At 65.2% G+C, this 15,712-nt stretch carries 18 protein-coding genes; 8 read left to right on the top strand and 10 right to left on the bottom strand.

Going from position 1 to position 15,712, the window contains the following annotated elements; genetic code table 11:
- Positions 1–609, bottom strand: a 609-nt coding sequence (locus VGN82_RS05735; RefSeq protein ID WP_465247920.1) for an enolase-like domain-containing protein, incomplete at its 3' end; no start/stop codon positions are given.
- 85 nt (positions 610–694) lie between these two features.
- Entirely contained in the window at positions 695–1,444 is a 750-nt protein-coding gene (locus VGN82_RS05730) for a FadR/GntR family transcriptional regulator (RefSeq protein ID WP_327526038.1), read from the bottom strand.
- 125 nt (positions 1,445–1,569) lie between these two features.
- Here VGN82_RS05730 and VGN82_RS05725 point away from each other — a divergent pair, with 125 nt between their 5' ends.
- The 5 genes from VGN82_RS05725 to VGN82_RS05705 all read left to right on the top strand — a co-directional run bounded on the left by VGN82_RS05725 (position 1,570) and on the right by VGN82_RS05705 (position 6,905).
- Positions 1,570–2,589, top strand: a complete 1,020-nt coding sequence (locus VGN82_RS05725; RefSeq protein ID WP_327526037.1) for a DctP family TRAP transporter solute-binding subunit — start codon at positions 1,570–1,572, stop codon at positions 2,587–2,589.
- Positions 2,590–2,664: 75 nt separating this feature from the next.
- The gene (locus VGN82_RS05720) at positions 2,665–3,675 is read left to right on the top strand and encodes a TRAP transporter substrate-binding protein (RefSeq protein ID WP_327526036.1); all 1,011 of its coding nucleotides are present in this window, start codon (positions 2,665–2,667) and stop codon (positions 3,673–3,675) included.
- Between the two features lie 75 nt (positions 3,676–3,750).
- Positions 3,751–4,329, top strand: a complete 579-nt coding sequence (locus tag VGN82_RS05715; RefSeq protein WP_327526035.1) for a TRAP transporter small permease — start codon at positions 3,751–3,753, stop codon at positions 4,327–4,329.
- The gene (locus VGN82_RS05710) at positions 4,326–5,606 is read left to right on the top strand and encodes a TRAP transporter large permease (RefSeq protein ID WP_327526034.1); all 1,281 of its coding nucleotides are present in this window, start codon (positions 4,326–4,328) and stop codon (positions 5,604–5,606) included. Before VGN82_RS05715 ends, VGN82_RS05710 begins: the two co-directional genes overlap by 4 nt.
- An 885-nt stretch (positions 5,607–6,491) precedes the next feature.
- Positions 6,492–6,905, top strand: a complete 414-nt coding sequence (locus VGN82_RS05705) for a DUF2177 family protein (RefSeq protein WP_327526033.1) — start codon at positions 6,492–6,494, stop codon at positions 6,903–6,905.
- 18 nt (positions 6,906–6,923) lie between these two features.
- Here VGN82_RS05705 and VGN82_RS05700 read toward each other — a convergent pair whose 3' ends face one another.
- The 6 genes from VGN82_RS05700 to VGN82_RS05675 all read right to left on the bottom strand — a co-directional run bounded on the left by VGN82_RS05700 (position 6,924) and on the right by VGN82_RS05675 (position 11,051).
- Positions 6,924–7,946, bottom strand: a complete 1,023-nt coding sequence (locus tag VGN82_RS05700) for an SAM-dependent methyltransferase (protein WP_327526032.1) — start codon at positions 7,944–7,946, stop codon at positions 6,924–6,926.
- A complete protein-coding gene (locus VGN82_RS05695; protein WP_327526031.1) occupies positions 7,943–8,746 on the bottom strand; it encodes a DUF1295 domain-containing protein in 804 nt (267 codons plus the stop codon). The genes VGN82_RS05700 and VGN82_RS05695 overlap by 4 nt, the downstream gene beginning before the upstream one ends.
- Positions 8,743–9,369, bottom strand: coding sequence for a ChrR family anti-sigma-E factor (locus tag VGN82_RS05690; protein ID WP_327526030.1), 627 nt, complete (start codon positions 9,367–9,369; stop codon positions 8,743–8,745). Before VGN82_RS05690 ends, VGN82_RS05695 begins: the two co-directional genes overlap by 4 nt.
- On the bottom strand, positions 9,366–9,908 hold the full coding sequence (locus VGN82_RS05685) for a sigma-70 family RNA polymerase sigma factor (RefSeq protein WP_327526029.1): 543 nt from the start codon (positions 9,906–9,908) through the stop codon (positions 9,366–9,368). The genes VGN82_RS05690 and VGN82_RS05685 overlap by 4 nt, the downstream gene beginning before the upstream one ends.
- A 144-nt stretch (positions 9,909–10,052) precedes the next feature.
- Complete coding sequence (locus tag VGN82_RS05680) at positions 10,053–10,421, bottom strand: DUF2147 domain-containing protein (protein ID WP_327526028.1); 369 nt, start codon at positions 10,419–10,421, stop codon at positions 10,053–10,055.
- 30 nt (positions 10,422–10,451) lie between these two features.
- A complete protein-coding gene (locus VGN82_RS05675; RefSeq protein ID WP_327526027.1) occupies positions 10,452–11,051 on the bottom strand; it encodes a hypothetical protein in 600 nt (199 codons plus the stop codon).
- 150 nt (positions 11,052–11,201) lie between these two features.
- Between VGN82_RS05675 and VGN82_RS05670 the strand changes: the two genes are divergently transcribed.
- Genes VGN82_RS05670 through VGN82_RS05660 form a run of 3 tightly spaced genes read left to right on the top strand, consistent with a single transcriptional unit; the run spans position 11,202 to position 14,574 of the window.
- Positions 11,202–12,542 carry an NAD(P)/FAD-dependent oxidoreductase gene (locus VGN82_RS05670; RefSeq protein ID WP_327526026.1) on the top strand — a complete coding sequence of 447 codons (1,341 nt, stop codon included), beginning with the start codon at positions 11,202–11,204 and terminating at the stop codon, positions 12,540–12,542.
- On the top strand, positions 12,539–13,342 hold the full coding sequence (locus tag VGN82_RS05665; protein WP_327526025.1) for a DUF1365 domain-containing protein: 804 nt from the start codon (positions 12,539–12,541) through the stop codon (positions 13,340–13,342). Before VGN82_RS05670 ends, VGN82_RS05665 begins: the two co-directional genes overlap by 4 nt.
- On the top strand, positions 13,339–14,574 hold the full coding sequence (locus VGN82_RS05660; protein ID WP_327526024.1) for a cyclopropane-fatty-acyl-phospholipid synthase family protein: 1,236 nt from the start codon (positions 13,339–13,341) through the stop codon (positions 14,572–14,574). The genes VGN82_RS05665 and VGN82_RS05660 overlap by 4 nt, the downstream gene beginning before the upstream one ends.
- 142 nt (positions 14,575–14,716) lie before the next feature.
- Here the strand turns inward: VGN82_RS05660 and VGN82_RS05655 are convergent, their stop codons facing one another.
- Together VGN82_RS05655 and VGN82_RS05650 are read right to left on the bottom strand one after the other, a co-directional pair.
- Positions 14,717–15,196, bottom strand: a complete 480-nt coding sequence (locus tag VGN82_RS05655; RefSeq protein WP_327526023.1) for a YHS domain-containing (seleno)protein — start codon at positions 15,194–15,196, stop codon at positions 14,717–14,719.
- Positions 15,197–15,222: 26 nt separating this feature from the next.
- On the bottom strand, positions 15,223–15,708 hold the full coding sequence (locus VGN82_RS05650) for a hypothetical protein (RefSeq protein WP_327526022.1): 486 nt from the start codon (positions 15,706–15,708) through the stop codon (positions 15,223–15,225).
- Between the last annotated feature and the right edge of the window lie 4 nt (positions 15,709–15,712).

Genomic DNA, 15,712 nt, shown 5'->3' with positions numbered 1-15,712 from the left:
CTCGAAGGGCTCGCAGGCCTTGCGCATCTGCTCGGGCGTGATGAACAGGCCGTGGTTCTCGATCGCGGGCGGATCGAACGGCCAGATCTTCATCGCCGTGATGCCGCTTTCGAGCAGGCTCTCGGCGACGGCATCGGCTCGATTCATGAAGCCGTCGAGATCCTCGTAGGGCCCCTCGGCCTCGCCCATTTTCCAGTTGGACACCGGCTTGATGTTCTTGGAGCTGACATATTTGTAGCCGGCGCAGGTGTTGTAGATGCGCTGGCGATCGCGGCACAGGCCCCCGAGCATCTGGTGCACCGGCTGTTCGGAGACCTTGCCGAAAATGTCCCAGAGCGCGATGTCGACCGCCGAGGTGGCGCGCGACTCGACGCCGGTCGAGGCCTGCGCCATCGGCAGGTTGGTCATCTCGCGATGCAGCGCCTCGATATGCAGCGGGTTCTTGCCGAGCAGCCGCATGGCGAGCGTGTCGTGCAGATGCGCCTCGACGGCTCCCGCGCCATAGAAGGTCTCGCCCAGGCCGATGATGCCGGCATCCGTATGGACCCGCACCCACAGCACATTGCCGAACTCCTCCGTCCGCAGCGTTTCGATCGCGGTGATCTTCATGACATGTCCTTGCCGGCATTAGATGGGATGCGTTGCGCGGGCTGGCGCGCCGATGATTTCGTGATGATTGTCGGGGGGCTTCGCCCTAGACGTTTCTGGATCGAAGCGCCGGGTGTGGCGGGGCTTGCCCGGCGTGAAAGATCCTCTCCGCGTATCGGCGATAGGATTCGCTGATGTGCTTGCGCATCGCCTCCCCCGCCCCGTCCGGGTCTTTGGCGCGGATGCGGTCCAGCACCGCCGCATGGTCGGCGCGGCGGATGACGACGTTGGAATGGTCGCCGCGGTCCTTGTCGCGCATGCTCTTGATCGAGCCCAGCAGCGGACCCGAGACGAACTCCAGGACGGAGAGAAACATGCGATTTCGCGACGCGGTCGCGATGGCAATGTGAAAGGCGAGGTCGTGCGACGCACTGTCCCTGCCCTCGTCATCGGCCTGGTTCATCGCGATGGCCGCGGCCTCGATGCGCTCGAGATCTTCGGGGGTGTGGCGCAACGATGCCAGTTGCGCGGCTTCGACCTCTAGACCCAGCCGCAACTCCAGGAAGGTCAGGATCGATTCTTCGGAAGCCGCGATCTCGTCCCGGCGCAGACGAAGCGCATCCTGCTGATTGACGAAGAGACCCAGGCCCCGGCGGCTCTCGACGACGCCATCGGCCTTGAGATAGGCGATCGCCTCGCGGATGACAGGGCGGCTGATACCGAGCTGGCGGGCCAACTCCGTCTCCGACGGCAAGCGAGCGCCGGGCTGGAGATCGCCTTGCCGGATCGAGCGGACCAACGCAGTGGCGGCATCCGCCGCGAGATTTGGCCGGGAACCAATCGATGACAGCAGCATAGCGCCTCCACGGCGATCGACATTGTCATGCTGTCAGTTGTTTGACAAGCTGACAGCGGCCCGATTATCTGGGGTCAACGGCGCCGCCAGAAGAGCCGATGCGCCAACAGGGATTGGAGATCGCCATGACGCAGGCAACCCGCAGAACGGTACTGAACACGCTCGCCGCCGCGGTCGCGCTAGGCGTCCTGGCCGGAGCCCCGGCTCGCGCGCAGGACGTGAAGACTGCGAAGCTCGGCCATTCCTTCGCCGATTCCCATCCGCGCTCGGCGGCGATGAAGCGCTTTGCCGAGGAGGTCGCCAAGACGACCAATGGCAGCGTCAAGATCGACGTCTTCGGCAATGCCACGCTCGGCTCCGAGGAGAAGATGTTGATCGCCGCGCAGTCCGGCACGGTCGACTTCTACATGGGCGCGCTTTCTCCGATCGCGACCCGGAAGAAGGAACTGCAGATCTTCGACTTTCCGTTCCTCTTCGCCAGCGATGCGGAAGCCGCCGCGGTGCTCGACGGGCCTGCCGGCAAGCGCCTGCTCGACAATCTCGGCGACATGAATCTCCAGGGCCTCGCCTGGTCGGGCGGTGCATTCCGGAACTTCTCCAACAGCAAGCGCCCCGTTTCCAGCCTGGCCGACATGAAAGGCCTCAAGGTTCGCGTCATGCAGAGCCCGATGGCGCTTGCGAGTTTCAATGCCATGGGCATGAACGCGGTGCCGATGGCGTTCACCGAGGTCTATACGGCGTTGGAAACCAAGGCGCTCGACGGCTACGAGCATCCCTTCGTCGACATGTACGCCAACAAGATGTTCGAGGTGCAGAAGCACCTGACCGTGACCAACCACGTCTACACGCCTGTGGCGCTCGTCGCCTCCAAGCGCTTCTGGAATTCGCTCTCGCCGCAGCAGCAGGCGCAGGTTCAGGCGGCGGCCGAAACCACCCGCGTCTTCCAGCGCGAAATCGAGCTGCGCGAGGCGGCCGATGTGCTGAAGGAGCTGAAAGCCAAGGGCATGGTCGCGACCGAGATGCCGCCGGCCGAGCTCGACGCCATCCGCAAGGCGATCCAGCCCGTGATCGAGAAGAACACGGAGGTCATCGGCGCCGCCTTCGTCAACGACTTCTACGGTGAGATCAAGAAGTACCGGAACTGAAGCCAACGATGGACAGGTCGCACGAAAGCGAGCTAGAGCGCCGGCAAGCGACCTGACAATAGGGAGATAATCGCTATGAAAAACGTGATGACGCGCTCCGGCTTCATCGCCGCCCTCGCCGCTACCCTGCTCGGCTCGACCGCCGCGCTGGCCGAGGTCAAGGCCAAGATCGGGCATGCGATGCCCGACACCCACCCGCAGGCGACAGCCGTGACCAAGTTCGCGGAGCTGGCAAGCACCTACACGAACGGCAACGTCAAGATTCAGCCGTTCCACTCGGCGATGCTCGGCTCGGACGAGAAGCAGCTCCAGGCGGTCCAGGCCGGCACGCAAGAATTCTATATCGGCACGCTCGCCCCGCTTTCGACGCGGGTGAAGGAGGTCCAGGTCTGGGATCTGCCCTTCCTGTTCCAGAACCAGAAGGAGGTCTACGCCGTCCTCGATGGCCCCTCCTCCAAGGCGATCTTCGAGAAGATCGCTCCGAGCGGCCTCGTCGGTCTGACCTGGACCGGCATGGGCTTCCGCAACCTCTCCAACAGCCGCCGCGCCGTGAAGACGGCCGAGGATGTCGGTGGGCTGAAACTGCGCGTCATGGCCAATCCGGTGGCGCTCGACACCTGGAAGTCGATCGGCGCCAACGCGGTGCCGATGGCCTTCTCGGAGGTCTTCACCGCCCTCGAGGTCAAGGCGCTCGACGGCCAGGAGAACCCGCTCCAGCATATGTGGGCGAACAAGATGCAGGAGGTGCAGAAATTCATCTCCGTCACCAACCACGTCTACACCCCGGTGGCTCTGGTCGCCTCGAAGAAGTTCTGGGACGGCCTCTCGGCCAGCGATAAGGAAGGCATCCAGAAGGCGGCGGTCGAGGCCGGCTTGCTGCAGCGCAAGCTGCTCGACGAGGGTGACCGCGACGTGATCGCCAAGTTCAAGGAAGCCGGCGTCGCTGTGAACGAGGTGTCGCCCGACGATCTGAAGAAGGTGCAGGCCAAGGTCCAGCCGGTGGTCGAGAAGTTCAAGGCCCAGATCGGCGAGGACTTCGTCAACGGCTTCATCGCCGAGATCGCCAAGGTCCGCGCCTCGAACTGAGGTCGCGGCCCTGCTATCTGTCCGGGCCGGCATGTCGCCGGCCCGTTTTCATGAATGCCCCGCGAGGTGCGCCGCATGAGCAGTCTGCTCGACAAACTGGTGAGCGGTTTCTTCCGCCTGATCGAGGCCATCCTCGTGCTCTGCATGGCGGTGATGCTGGTGATGGTCTTCGGCAACGTGGTGCTGCGGCTGTTCTTCAACACCGGCATCGACCTTTCCGAGGAGATGCCCCGCTTCGCCTTTGTCTGGATGACCTTCCTCGGCGGCATCATCGGCCTGCATCGGCGCAGCCATCTCGGCGTCGACATGGTGGTCCAGGCGCTTCCCATATTCGGGCGCAAGGTCTGCTGGGCGATCAGCCAGGTGATCATGCTGATCTGCGCACTGTTCATCTTCTACGGCACCTGGCTGCAGCACGACATCATCGCAGGCAATGCCTCGCCCGTGGCCCAGATCAGCATGCTCTGGGTCTATGGCGTGAGCTATGTCACCGGCGCGGCCATCGCCATGATCTGCCTCGCCAATCTCGTCCGGCTGGCGCGCGGGCAGGTGCGTGACGACGAGCTCATCGACGTCAACGAGGAGGGGATGGCCGAAGGCCTCGAGGCTGAACGCGAATTGAAGGCTCAAGGGACCGGGGGAGCCAAACAATGATCGTTTTCGTCTTCATCTCCTCGCTGCTGGGCCTGATGGCGCTCGGCATGCCTGTCGCCTTCGCGCTGATCGGCTGTGGCCTCACGATGATGCTCTATATGGGCATCGACGACCCGCAGATCGTCATTCAGAACATGTGGGACGGCGCCAACAGCTTCCCGCTGCTCGCCGTACCCTTCTTCATGCTCGCCGGCGAATTGATGAATGCCGGCGGCATGACCCGGCGCATCATCACCATGGCGATGGCGTGGATCGGCCATATCCGCGGCGGCCTCGGCTATGTCGCGGTCATCGCTGCGGTGATCATGGCCTCGCTTTCCGGCTCGGCCGTGGCGGATACGGCGGCGCTCGCCTCGGTTCTAATCCCGCTGATGCGCAACGCCGGCTACAATATCAACCGCTCCTGCGGGCTCATTGCCTGCGGCGGCATCATCGCTCCGGTGATTCCGCCTTCGATCGGCATGATCATCTTCGGCGTCACAGGCGGGGTCTCGATCACCAAGCTCTTCATCGCCGGCATCGTGCCGGGCATCATGATGGGTGTCGCGATCATGCTGGCCTGGCGTTGGAGCATCAAGCGCGACAATCCGCGCGTCGAGCCCAAGCGCAGCATGGCCGAACGCATGACCGAGACCCGTAACGCGGCCTGGGCCCTGGTTCTGCCCGTTGTCGTCATCGGTGGCCTCAAGGTCGGCTGGTTCACCCCGACCGAGGCGGCGGTCATCGCGGCGGCCTACTCGCTCTTCGTCGGCCTCGTCATCTATCGCGAGATCAAGTTCTCGGACCTGTATCACCTGATGTACCGGGCCGCCGAGACGACCGCAGTGGTCATGTTCCTGGTCGCCGCTGCTGGCGTCTCGGCCTGGCTGATCACGACCGCCAACATTCCGCAGCAGGTCGCGGACATGGTCGCGCCGTTCATGGGCAACCAGATTCTGCTCATGGCGGTGCTGATGTTGCTGGTCTTCATCGTTGGCACGGCGCTCGACTTTACGCCGACGGTGCTGATCATGACGCCGGTGCTGATGCCGGTGGTGAAGCAGGCCGGCATCGACCCGGTTTATTTCGGGGTGCTGTTCATCATGAACAACGCGATCGGCCTGGTCACGCCGCCCGTCGGCACGGTGCTGAACGTCGTTTGCGGTGTCGCCAAGGCGCCGATGACTGGCGTCATCAAGGGCGTCCAGCCCTTCATGGTTGCTCAGCTCATTGTGCTGGCTTTGCTCGTGATCTTCCCGCAGATCGTGATGTGGCCGCTGGCATGGATGTCGCGGTGAAAACGGTTCGGCCAGTCCACAGGTGAACTACAACCGGCACCGACCGCACTCGGTTGTCGGCACCATGCCGGCTGCCGAGTTCGCCCTCGTGTCCGCGCCTGGAAAGACAGGCTGCCTGAGCCCAGCGATGAAGCCCAGGCCTCTCCCTCAGATCAGAGGAGAAAAAGGTCTCAGGTCCATGGCGACACATGAGGCTGCGCTGGCCGAGAAGATCGCTTCGCACATTCTGCTACTGCCGAGTTGATGGCTGCTTTGAGAACCTGACGATCTGACGATCTGACGTTCTGGTTTCGGGCGATCCATGAATGACCGGTACTGGCGCAAAGCTGCCGCCGGCGGCGGTTGGTCGGCAGTGCCCACTTAAACCGGCTGATGTCTGGAGATGGCCGTTCGCCGCCTTGCCCGGAGATCCGCATATTCAGGACCCGAGGATTCTGGAGCTTCCCTCCACGAATAGCCCATGCATGCAGGTCGCTCCCGTTTTTCGTCGGGCTCAGATGCGCATCTTGGCATGATGGGGGCGTGCAAGGCGGGCTCCGAATTGCCCCAGATTTCGTAGTGCGCCCGAGCGCAATCGGTCGCCTCGAGCAGGGCATCACCGATGACAGACATATCGCTCAAGAAGGCAGCGCGTTCTTGCAAGTTAAGATCGTTGAGGCTGGTGACCGCTCGATCAGCAAGAAGGAGACAAAAGCCAGATCTCCAACCGGCGACGAAACGTCGGACATTTCAGGTGAGAAGGCGCGGAGGAGGCCGCGACATGGCGCAACGTGTCATGGAGCAACTCGGATCAACGAAGCGCGCCATCGCAGTACAAAGAAACCTCACGGCTGAACCGGCCTCCCGCACCGAACGTATCTGCGTGAAATGCCCTCGGAGGTCACAATGCGCTTCATCGTTGGCTACGCAGCCTTTCTCATCGCCTTCGGGATCTGCGATGCGATCTGGCTCGGTACGATGACGACCAGGCTCTACCGCCCAGCGCTCGGCGACCTCATCGTCGAACAGGTCCGGTACTGGCCCGCTGCTCTGTTCTATTTCGGCTTTCCGCTGGGCGTGGTCCATTTCGCGCTGATGCCGGCCTTGCGGGATGGCAGCGCGAGCGCTGCGCTGCTCAACGGCGCTCTGCTCGGCCTGTTCGCCTATGCGACCTACGATTTGACGAACTACGCGACGCTGCGGCCCTGGACACTGACGATCACGCTGGCGGACATGGTCTACGGGACGGTCGTCGTCGGCTTCTGCAGCTGGGTCGCCTATGGCGCGCTGCGGCGCGCAATCGCCTGGGGCTGGGTTTGATTTCAGGCCCCTCCCCTGTCAGGCCGGTCGCAGCCGGTAATGCTTGACGCCCCAGGCGCTGCCGTCGGCATGGCCGAACAACCCGCTCGTGGCCAGGAAGAACAGGCGCCAGCGTCGCCGCCAGAGGACGGCGTCCGCTCCATAGGTCTGGCGCAGGATCGGGTCGATGGCCGGCAGGTTGCGATCGAAATTGGCCAGCCAGTCCCCGGCCGTCGTGCGATAATGCTCGCCGCCCCAGCGCCACTCGGCCTCGACGGTGAAGAGGTCGGGAAACTGATGCGCCAGCGCGGCGCTCGGCATCAGGCCGCCCGTGAAGAAATGCTGCGCGATCCAGTCCTCCGTATCGGCGACGTCGAAGCGGTAGCAGCCCTGTGCATGGGCGAAGACGTGGATGAAGAGCCGGCCATCGGGATTCAGCCAGCCCTTGATGCGGGCCAGCAACGCGCGCCAGTTCGCCATGTGCTCGAACATCTCGACCGAGACGACGCGGTCAAATCGCTCGGACGTGGCGAAATCATTCATGTCCGCGGTGATGACCCGAAGATTTCCGAGTCCCTCGCGGGCGGCCTGTGCTTCGATGAAGGCTCGCTGCGAGGCGGAGTTGGAGACCGAAACGATCCGGGAATTCGGATACTGCGCCGCCATCCACAGCGAGAGCGAGCCCCAGCCGCAGCCGAGCTCGAGGATGTCCTGGCCGTCGGTGAGTTCGGCATGTTCCGCGGAGAGCGCCAGCGCCACATTCTCGGCGGTGGCGAGACTGTCGCCGGGATTGGCGTAGTAGCAGCAGGAGTATTTGCGGCGCGGGCCCAGGACGAGATCGAAGAATGCGGCGGGCACCTCGTAATGCTGGGTGTTGGCGGCGTCGGTATGCGTCGCGATCGGAAATGCCGCCATCTCACGGGCAAAACGGGCCGTGTCGGCAGACTGCTCCGTGAGGGAGCGGTTCGTTCGCCCGACCAGCGAGGAGATCGCCATCCGGCTGACCATGTCGGGCAAGGGCAGCGCTTCCCCCCAGCTCGCGAGCTTCTGCATGATCGTCATGATGTCGCTCCTTTCGGCGGCAGCGGGAGCAGTGCCCTCGTTCTTTTCTGATAGGCGCGATAGGCCGCGCCGTGCTTGGAGAGCATGTGCGCTTCCAGCGGCGGGATCCCCGAGATGCGGGTGAGCAGCAGTGTGATGCAGGCCGGCGCCAGCACGGCCAGCCAACCCCAGGGATAGGCAGGTCCGGCGGCGATCACCGCATAGGAGCACCAAATGACGCATTCGAAGAAGTAGTTGGGATGGCGCGACCAGGCCCACAGGCCGCGCTCGCAGACGCCGCCGCTTCCCGACCGGATGAAGGCACGCAATTGCCCATCCGCAATGGCGCCGCCCGCAAGTCCGACGACGAAAATTGCAGCCCCGGCAAAGTCCTGCCAGCTCAGACCGACTTCGGGCCGATGCGCCGCCAGTATGATCCCGAGCGCCAGCGGCGTGCTGGCGAGGGCCTGCATCTGGAGCAGCCGCGCCATCTGCCGCGGCGCGCCGGCGCCCCAGTCGCGTTTGAGCTTGGCGTAGCGGGGATCCTCGCCGATCCCTTTGGTTCGCCTCGCGATATGGAGGCCGAGCCGCAAAGCCCAGGCAAGCGCGAGGCTCGCCACCAGCAGTCCCCGCGATATCGGCCCCGCCCCGAAGGGCAGCAGCGCTCCGAGGATTCCCGTGGTGCCGAGCCCGAAGGTCCAGACCACGTCGATCCAGCCGGAATTGCCGCTGTGGCGCTCGATCGCCGTCGCGAGCCACATGAAGAGCGACATCGCGACCAGCGCGAGCAGCACAGCGAGGCCGAAGGATGTGGAGGTCACAGCCGCACCAGAGGCTGCAGCAGCCGCCCGAGCCAGCCCTGGAACAGCACGTTGCCGGTCAGGGCAACGATGCAGGTGCAGCCCTCGATCGGGTCCACGCGCGGGCTATGCTCATGCTCGGCGTCGGCTTCGTCGAAATCGCCGGCCGCGTAACGCCCGTATTCGTGCTCGTAGGCCCCCGAGAGAATGGTGCTCCATTCGAAGCCGCTGTGCCTATGGTGCGGCAGCGCGATGCCTGGTCCCGCGCGCAACATGAATACCCGGGCAGCCGCACCGGGCACCGCGACGCGCCTCATCGCGACACGGATGCCGATCGGCCGCCAAGGCCCGAGGCCATAGGGGCGCAGCACACGCGGCATCGCAGTGTCCGGCGGCACGTCGATTCGAGCGGGCCGCGCGTCGGTGAGGTCGTGAGCTCCCGGATCTTGCAGTTCCGTGACCATCGCTACGGGTTCGACAGTGTCGAGCAGCGCGCCTTGCATGCTCTCGAACTCCCGCACCCGCTGCCGGCTCTCCGGGTCGGCTTCGATATGGCATGCGACGACGAGTGCGAGCCCCTCGTCGAGCTGCCCGGCGGCAAAGGCGGCAAGCGTTTCGTCGGACGGACGATGAACGGCGCTCATCGCAGATCCTCCAGCTTGCCGCGCAGATGGGACAGCGCCAGCCGCAGGCGCGACTTCACCGTGCCGAGCGGAATGGCGAGGCGCCGGGCGACGTCCTGGTGGCTGAAGCCTTCCAGAAAAGCGAGCTCGACGACGCGATACTGGTCGGCCGAGAGCTGCGTCATCGCAGCGCGCACGCGGGCTTCGCGCTCGGCTCCGGAGAGCGTCGCATCGGGTTGTTCGGGTGGTTCTTCATCGAGGATCTCGTAGACTTGGGACAGCCGCGAGCGGGTTTCACGGCGGGCTATGTCGATGCGCTTGTTGCGCGCGATCGTCGCGATCCAGGTCGCCGCGCTGGCTTTCGCGGGGTCGAACAGGGCTGCCTTCCGCCAGACGGTTAGCAGGGTGTCCTGCGCGACCTCCTCAGCCAGTTCGGCAGGGGTCCCGCAGCGCATGAGAAGGCCCTTCACGCGCGGCGCGAAGTGGTCGAACAGCGCCGCGAAGGCAGCCCGGTCGCCGGAGCGCGCTATCGCGGCAATCAATGCGTCAGGGTCGAACAATGCGGCGAACCGGCTTCCATGCGCTGTGGCTCGTGCCTCGCGCGTGCTTCCAACAGTCAAGGCGAGTGCCGCAACCATACCGCAGATACGCCTGTTCCGCCGCGCCGGATCACCGTTCGCGAGGGCAATCCGTGCAAATCGCCGTCACTTCGCGGCCGTCCAGTTCACGTCGCGGCAGAGCAGGCCCCCGACGATGCAGCCGCGCGTGACCAGGGCACCTTCCGAGACCTTGACCGTCATGGAGAAGTTCTTGTCGCGCTTGGGGTCGTAGGCATTTCCCGAATAACTGCCGTCGGCCCGGCGCGAGAGGGTCATGACGAGCTTGTCCCCTGCCTCCTCGCCACCACTGGTGTCACCGATCCAGAGGTTGGTCGCGCAGATCTTGTCGCCGCAGGGCGCGATCCGCACGCGCGCATTGCCGTCGTCGCGCAGCCAGACTCCGTCGATATCCGTGGCGGCCGCGCTGGCAAGGGAGGACAGGACGACGGCGGCGGCGAGCAGCGGAGCTTTCATCGCGAGGGTCCTTTCGGCGGCTTTCCGTGCTTACGCTCGACGCCTCCCTTCGGTTTCATCCGGGTCTGAAATCGTCGCCAGGCGCGAGACGAACAGCCAGCCGATCAGCACGGTCAATGAGGCGGCACTGAGAAAGTTCAGTCGCTGCAATGCGGCGTATTCGGCGGGCTCGTAGAGGTGCAGCGGGGCGCTGAGGCTCGCTGCCGGCAGCAGATAGGCAGTGAAGCTCAGGGCGACGAAGCCGAGTGTGAAAGCGCGCTCCGCGCGGCGAAACAGCAGGAGCGCGAGCACGAGACAGGGAAACAGAAAGACTTCGACACCCGAGCCCTGCCCGAAGGCGACCCGGCAGAGCGCCGTGTTGCCGATGCCGGCGACGAGCAGCAGCGACCGCCCGAGACGCGGGCTGTACCGCATCGCGGCCGGAACGGCGGCGAAGAAGGGCGTCGAAAGGAACGTCAGATAGGAGGGCGCGATCACCGGCGACACCGCCCAACAGAGATAGAGCGGATAGAAGGGTTGGTTCGAAACGATCACCAGCGCGACGGTGTTGGCGATGGCCGCTCGCGGATCGGGATGGGCGGCGTAGCTGCCAACTGCCGCGCCCGCCCGTCTCAGGCCTCCTGCCGCCATCGCCGTGTCCTCCCGGATATGCGCGCCTGCCTTCGCTTACGCAGGAGGGCCGGCTCCGGGTCAGCCAGGTCGCGGATTTTTCGCGCGGCGCCCGCAAATCCAGAACCACCGACGCGCCGTATACCGCTCACGACCAGCGGAGACGTGGACATGGAGCGGGAACGAGGGAAAGCGCGGCGGGTCGCTGTCGTCGGCGCCGGCATTTCCGGCCTTTCATCCGCTTGGCTCCTGGGAAAGGCCCATGAGGTCGTCCTGTTCGAGGCCGAGCCGCGGCTGGGCGGCCATGCGAACACGGTGCGCGTGGCAGCTCCCGGCGGCGGCGAGACGGCAGTCGATACCGGCTTCATCGTCTACAACGAAGCGACGTATCCGAACTTCATTGCGCTGATGAAGCACCTTGAGGTCGCGACTCAGCCGACCGAGATGTCTTTCGCGGTGTCGCTCGACGGCGGCAAACTCGAATACAGCGGCAGCAGCATCGCGGGCCTGTTCGCGCAGCGCCGCAACCTCGTCAATCCGCGCTTCTGGGCGATGCTGCAGGATATCGCGCGGTTCTACCGGGCCGGCGCGAGGGATGCTCTGGCGGCCGCCGGAGAGACCGTTTCGCTAGGCGAATATATCGCCGCGGCGGGCTATGGCGCGGCGTTTCGGGACGATCATCTCCTGCCGATGGCGGCGGCGATCTGGTCGGCGCCCTGCTCGGAGATCCTATCCTATCCCGCTGCCGCCTTCCTGCGCTTCCACCGCAATCACGGGCTGCTCCAGCTTACCGATCGCCCGGCTTGGCGCACGGTGACCGGTGGCAGCGCAGTCTATGTCGACAAGCTGCGGCGTGACTTTTCTGGCGCCGTCAGGGCCGGCGTGCCGGTCAGGCAGGTCATGCGCGGCGCCAACGAGGTCGTGCTCCAGGGTGATGGCTGGGGCGAGCGCTTCGACGAGGTCGTTTTCGCGACGCATGCCGACCGGACGCTTGGCATGCTGGCCGATGCCAGCCCGGCCGAGACCGAGGTGCTCAGCGCCTTCCGCTACAGCCGCAACCGCGCCGTGCTGCATGGCGACGCGGCCTTGATGCCCCGGCGCAGGCGGGCCTGGGCGTGCTGGAACCATATCGGCGAGCGCAGCCGGCCGGACGCCGCCTGCGCCGTCACCTATTGGATGAACCGCCTCCAGGGCCTGCCCGAGCAGCAGCCGCTCTTCGTGACGCTCAACCCGCCAGCCATGCTGCGGGAGGACACGATCCTGCACGAGGAAGTCTACGAACATCCCCTGTTCGACGCGGCGGCGCTGGCGGCGCAGGCGCGGCTCTGGTCGCTGCAGGGTACACGGCGCAGCTGGTTCTGCGGCGCCCATTTCGGCGCGGGCTTCCATGAGGACGGCTTGCAGGCGGGTCTCGCCGTGGCGGAGGAACTCGGCGGCGTGCGCCGGCCCTGGAGCGTCCGGGATGAATCGGGCCGCATTCCGTTGCCCGCGCGACCGAGGCTAGCGGCATGAGCCGGCACTCTGCCCTCTATGTCGGGCGCGTCCGGCACCACCGCTTCCGGCCGAAGCCACATGCATTGTCCTATCGCGTCTTCTGGATTCTGCTCGACCTCGACGAGATCGATCGACTGGCCGCGGACCTCAGGCTGTTCTCGCGAAACCGGTTCAATCTCTATGGATTTCGCGATGCCGACTACGGCGACCGCAGCGGCCGGCCCCTGCGCCCGCAGATCGCGGCGATCCTGGCGGAAGCGGGATTCGCTTATGACGACGGCCCAGTTCGGCTGCTGACCATGCCGCGGATCCTCGGCTATGCCTTCAATCCGCTCAGCACCTATTTCTGCTATCGCCGCGACGGCAGCCTGTGCGCCACGATCTACGAGGTGCACAACACCTTCGGCGAGGTCCACAGCTATGTCTCGCCCGCGGACGGAGCGAACGAGCCGCTGCGGCAGGAGGCCGGCAAGCTCTTCCATGTTTCGCCCTTCATGGGGCTGAAGATGCGCTACGGCTTTACGGTCGTGCCGCCGGCGGAGCGCGTCTCGATTGCGATCGACGGTCACGATCAGGACGGCCGCCTGATCGCGACGGCGCTCAGCGGCCGCCGCGCGGCGCTGAACGATGGCGCATTGCTGCGGCTGCTGGCGACCCACCCGCTGCTCACGCTGAAAGTCACCGCCGCCATTCACTGGCACGCGCTGCGGCTGCTGGCCAAGCGCATCCCCTGGTGGCCGCATCCGGCGCCTCCGCAACAGCCGTTCAGCCTGGGCAGCGCGACGACGCCCCATGCCAAAGGATCGACGCAGCCATGAGCCGCCCCGAGATCGAGCAACCTCTCCCGATCGCCGAACAAGCGCTCGCCTTGCCGCGCGGCATCAGCCTTTCGCGCCTGTTCGTCCGGCGCCTGCTGCTGCGCATCGTGATCGGCCGCCTCACCATCGTCACGCCCGAGGGCGAGCGCCTGTCCAGCCGCCCTGTCGCCTCCGGACCGCAGGCCACACTGGTGCTGAAGAACTGGCGCGCGATGCGTCGCCTGCTGCTCGACGGCGATATCGGGCTAGCGGAAGCCTATCGCAGCGGCGATTTCGAGACGCCGGATCTCACGGCACTGATCGAACTGGGCGCCCGAAACGACGCGACCTTGCGCGGGCTCGTCTCGGGCACTGTTTTGGCACGGCTGCTCAATCGCATCCGGCATCTCCTGAACGCCAACACCCGCAAAGGCAGCCGCCGCAACATCGCGGCGCATTACGATCTCGGCAACGACTTCTACAGCCAGTGGCTCGACGCCAGCATGATGTACTCGTCAGCCCTCTACGAGACGCCGACAGAGACGCTCGAAGCCGCGCAGCAACGCAGGCTGGACAAGATCGTCGCAATGCTCGACCTGTCGGGCGGTGAGCAGATCCTAGAGATCGGCTGCGGCTGGGGCGCGCTGGCCGAGCGGCTGGCCCGCGAAGGCTGTCATGTGACCGCGATCACGCTCTCGCCCGCACAACTCGAAGCGGCGCAGCAGCGGGTCGCCTCGGCCGGCCTTGCCGACCGCGTCTCCTTGCGCCTCCAGGACTACCGCGACATCTCCGGCCAGTTCGACCGCATCGTTTCGATCGAGATGATAGAGGCGGTCGGGCGCTCGTACTGGCCGGCCTATTTCGACACGCTGAGCCGCTCGCTCAAGCCCGAGGGACGCATCCTCCTGCAGGCGATCACGATCGCCGACGCGATGTTCGAGAGCTATGAGCACGGCAGCGACTTCATCCAGCGCTACATCTTTCCGGGAGGCTGCCTGCCGTCCCTCCCGATCCTCGAAAGCAACGCCGAAGGCGCAGGTCTAGCAGTCGGCGAGCGGCTCGATTTCGGCGGCAGCTATGCCCTGACCCTGCAGGAGTGGCGCAGGCGCTTCCTGGAACGCTGGCCCGCGATCGCGCCACTCGGCTTCGACGAGCCGTTTCGCCGGTTGTGGGAGTTCTATCTCTGCTACTGCGAAGCCGGCTTTCGCGCGAAGACGATCGACGTCACCCTGCTCACCCTGCGATGCCGCTGACGGGCGACAGCTCGGTACCAAAAGTCGAACCAGGTCATCCTCTGCCCGGTGCGTCTGCATCCGCGTAGCCTCGAGATGTCGGCGTCTGGCGCCCCGCAGCACTGGGGTTTCGAATTTGCAGCGTTGAACGACAACTTTGCACTCACCTAACATCCTTTGTGGTTATGTTCGGCCAGTTTGCGTTGGCGCGGGCGATGTAGGTCCGCGTTCGGTTGAGCCAGGTTCCCCGCACGCCGAGGTCGTAATTCAGATAGAGCCGGCCATCGACGATCGACCAGGCTTCCGGCTCGATCTTCACGAGATAGCCGCGCGAGGTGCCGTAGGCGCAGAAGCCGCCATAGGCCGGCAGGTAACGCTCGGGATCGGCCTCGAACGAGGCCTTGTTCTCGGCGCTGGCGAAGCGCCAGTTCGCGCTGCCATGCCGAACCGAGAAGTCCGGCTTCCCGAGACGTGGACCGCCGTCGCGGAAATAGGCGACGGGGTCGTAACCGCGAATTGCGAGCCCGTCGGGCGAGCCGATCGTGTTGACTGGCTGTTCGGCATCGGCCCGGGCCGTTACGCCGCCGAGCGTCGCGATGGTCGCGATCCCCGCCAGCCGGATGACATCTCGCCTGTCGAACATGGCGTTTCTCCCGTCGATCGATGGTTTCAGGATACGCGCGCTTCCAGCATCTCGAAGACGTAAGCTGCGACGTAGCCATAGATCGCATGGCCGACGAGGCTCATGAACGACAGGCGCGGCACGTCATTCAGGAGGAAATGCTGCCCGGCGAGCGGGGCGAAGAACGCCAGCGCGATGAAGTAGGTGATCACACCCCAGACCCAGCCATCCGCTGGCATGCCGAAGCTCCTCACCCAGCGTGTCAGCACCCAATAGCCCAACGGATAGAACAGGAATCCGGTGGCGAAGTGCAGCAGCTTTGCGGTCGGTGTCGAGATCGTCAGGCCGAGCTGATGCGCGAAGAGCGACTTCACCAGCTCCGGCGGCTCCAGCGGATACTCCGCCAGCCAGGCGGTGGGTACGGCTGAGAACAGCTCCCAGAAGCCCAGGCCGGCGAAGCCACCAAGCGCAAGGTTCGTCACGGTGCGGACGGAAGGCAGCGCGAAGCCTTGGGTGATGGCCGAGGTAGTCATGGTG

The organism is Allobosea sp., from assembly GCF_035999205.1.
In the GTDB taxonomy this organism is placed as follows: domain Bacteria; phylum Pseudomonadota; class Alphaproteobacteria; order Rhizobiales; family Beijerinckiaceae; genus Allobosea.
This window is presented reverse-complemented; position numbering and strand designations above follow the sequence as displayed.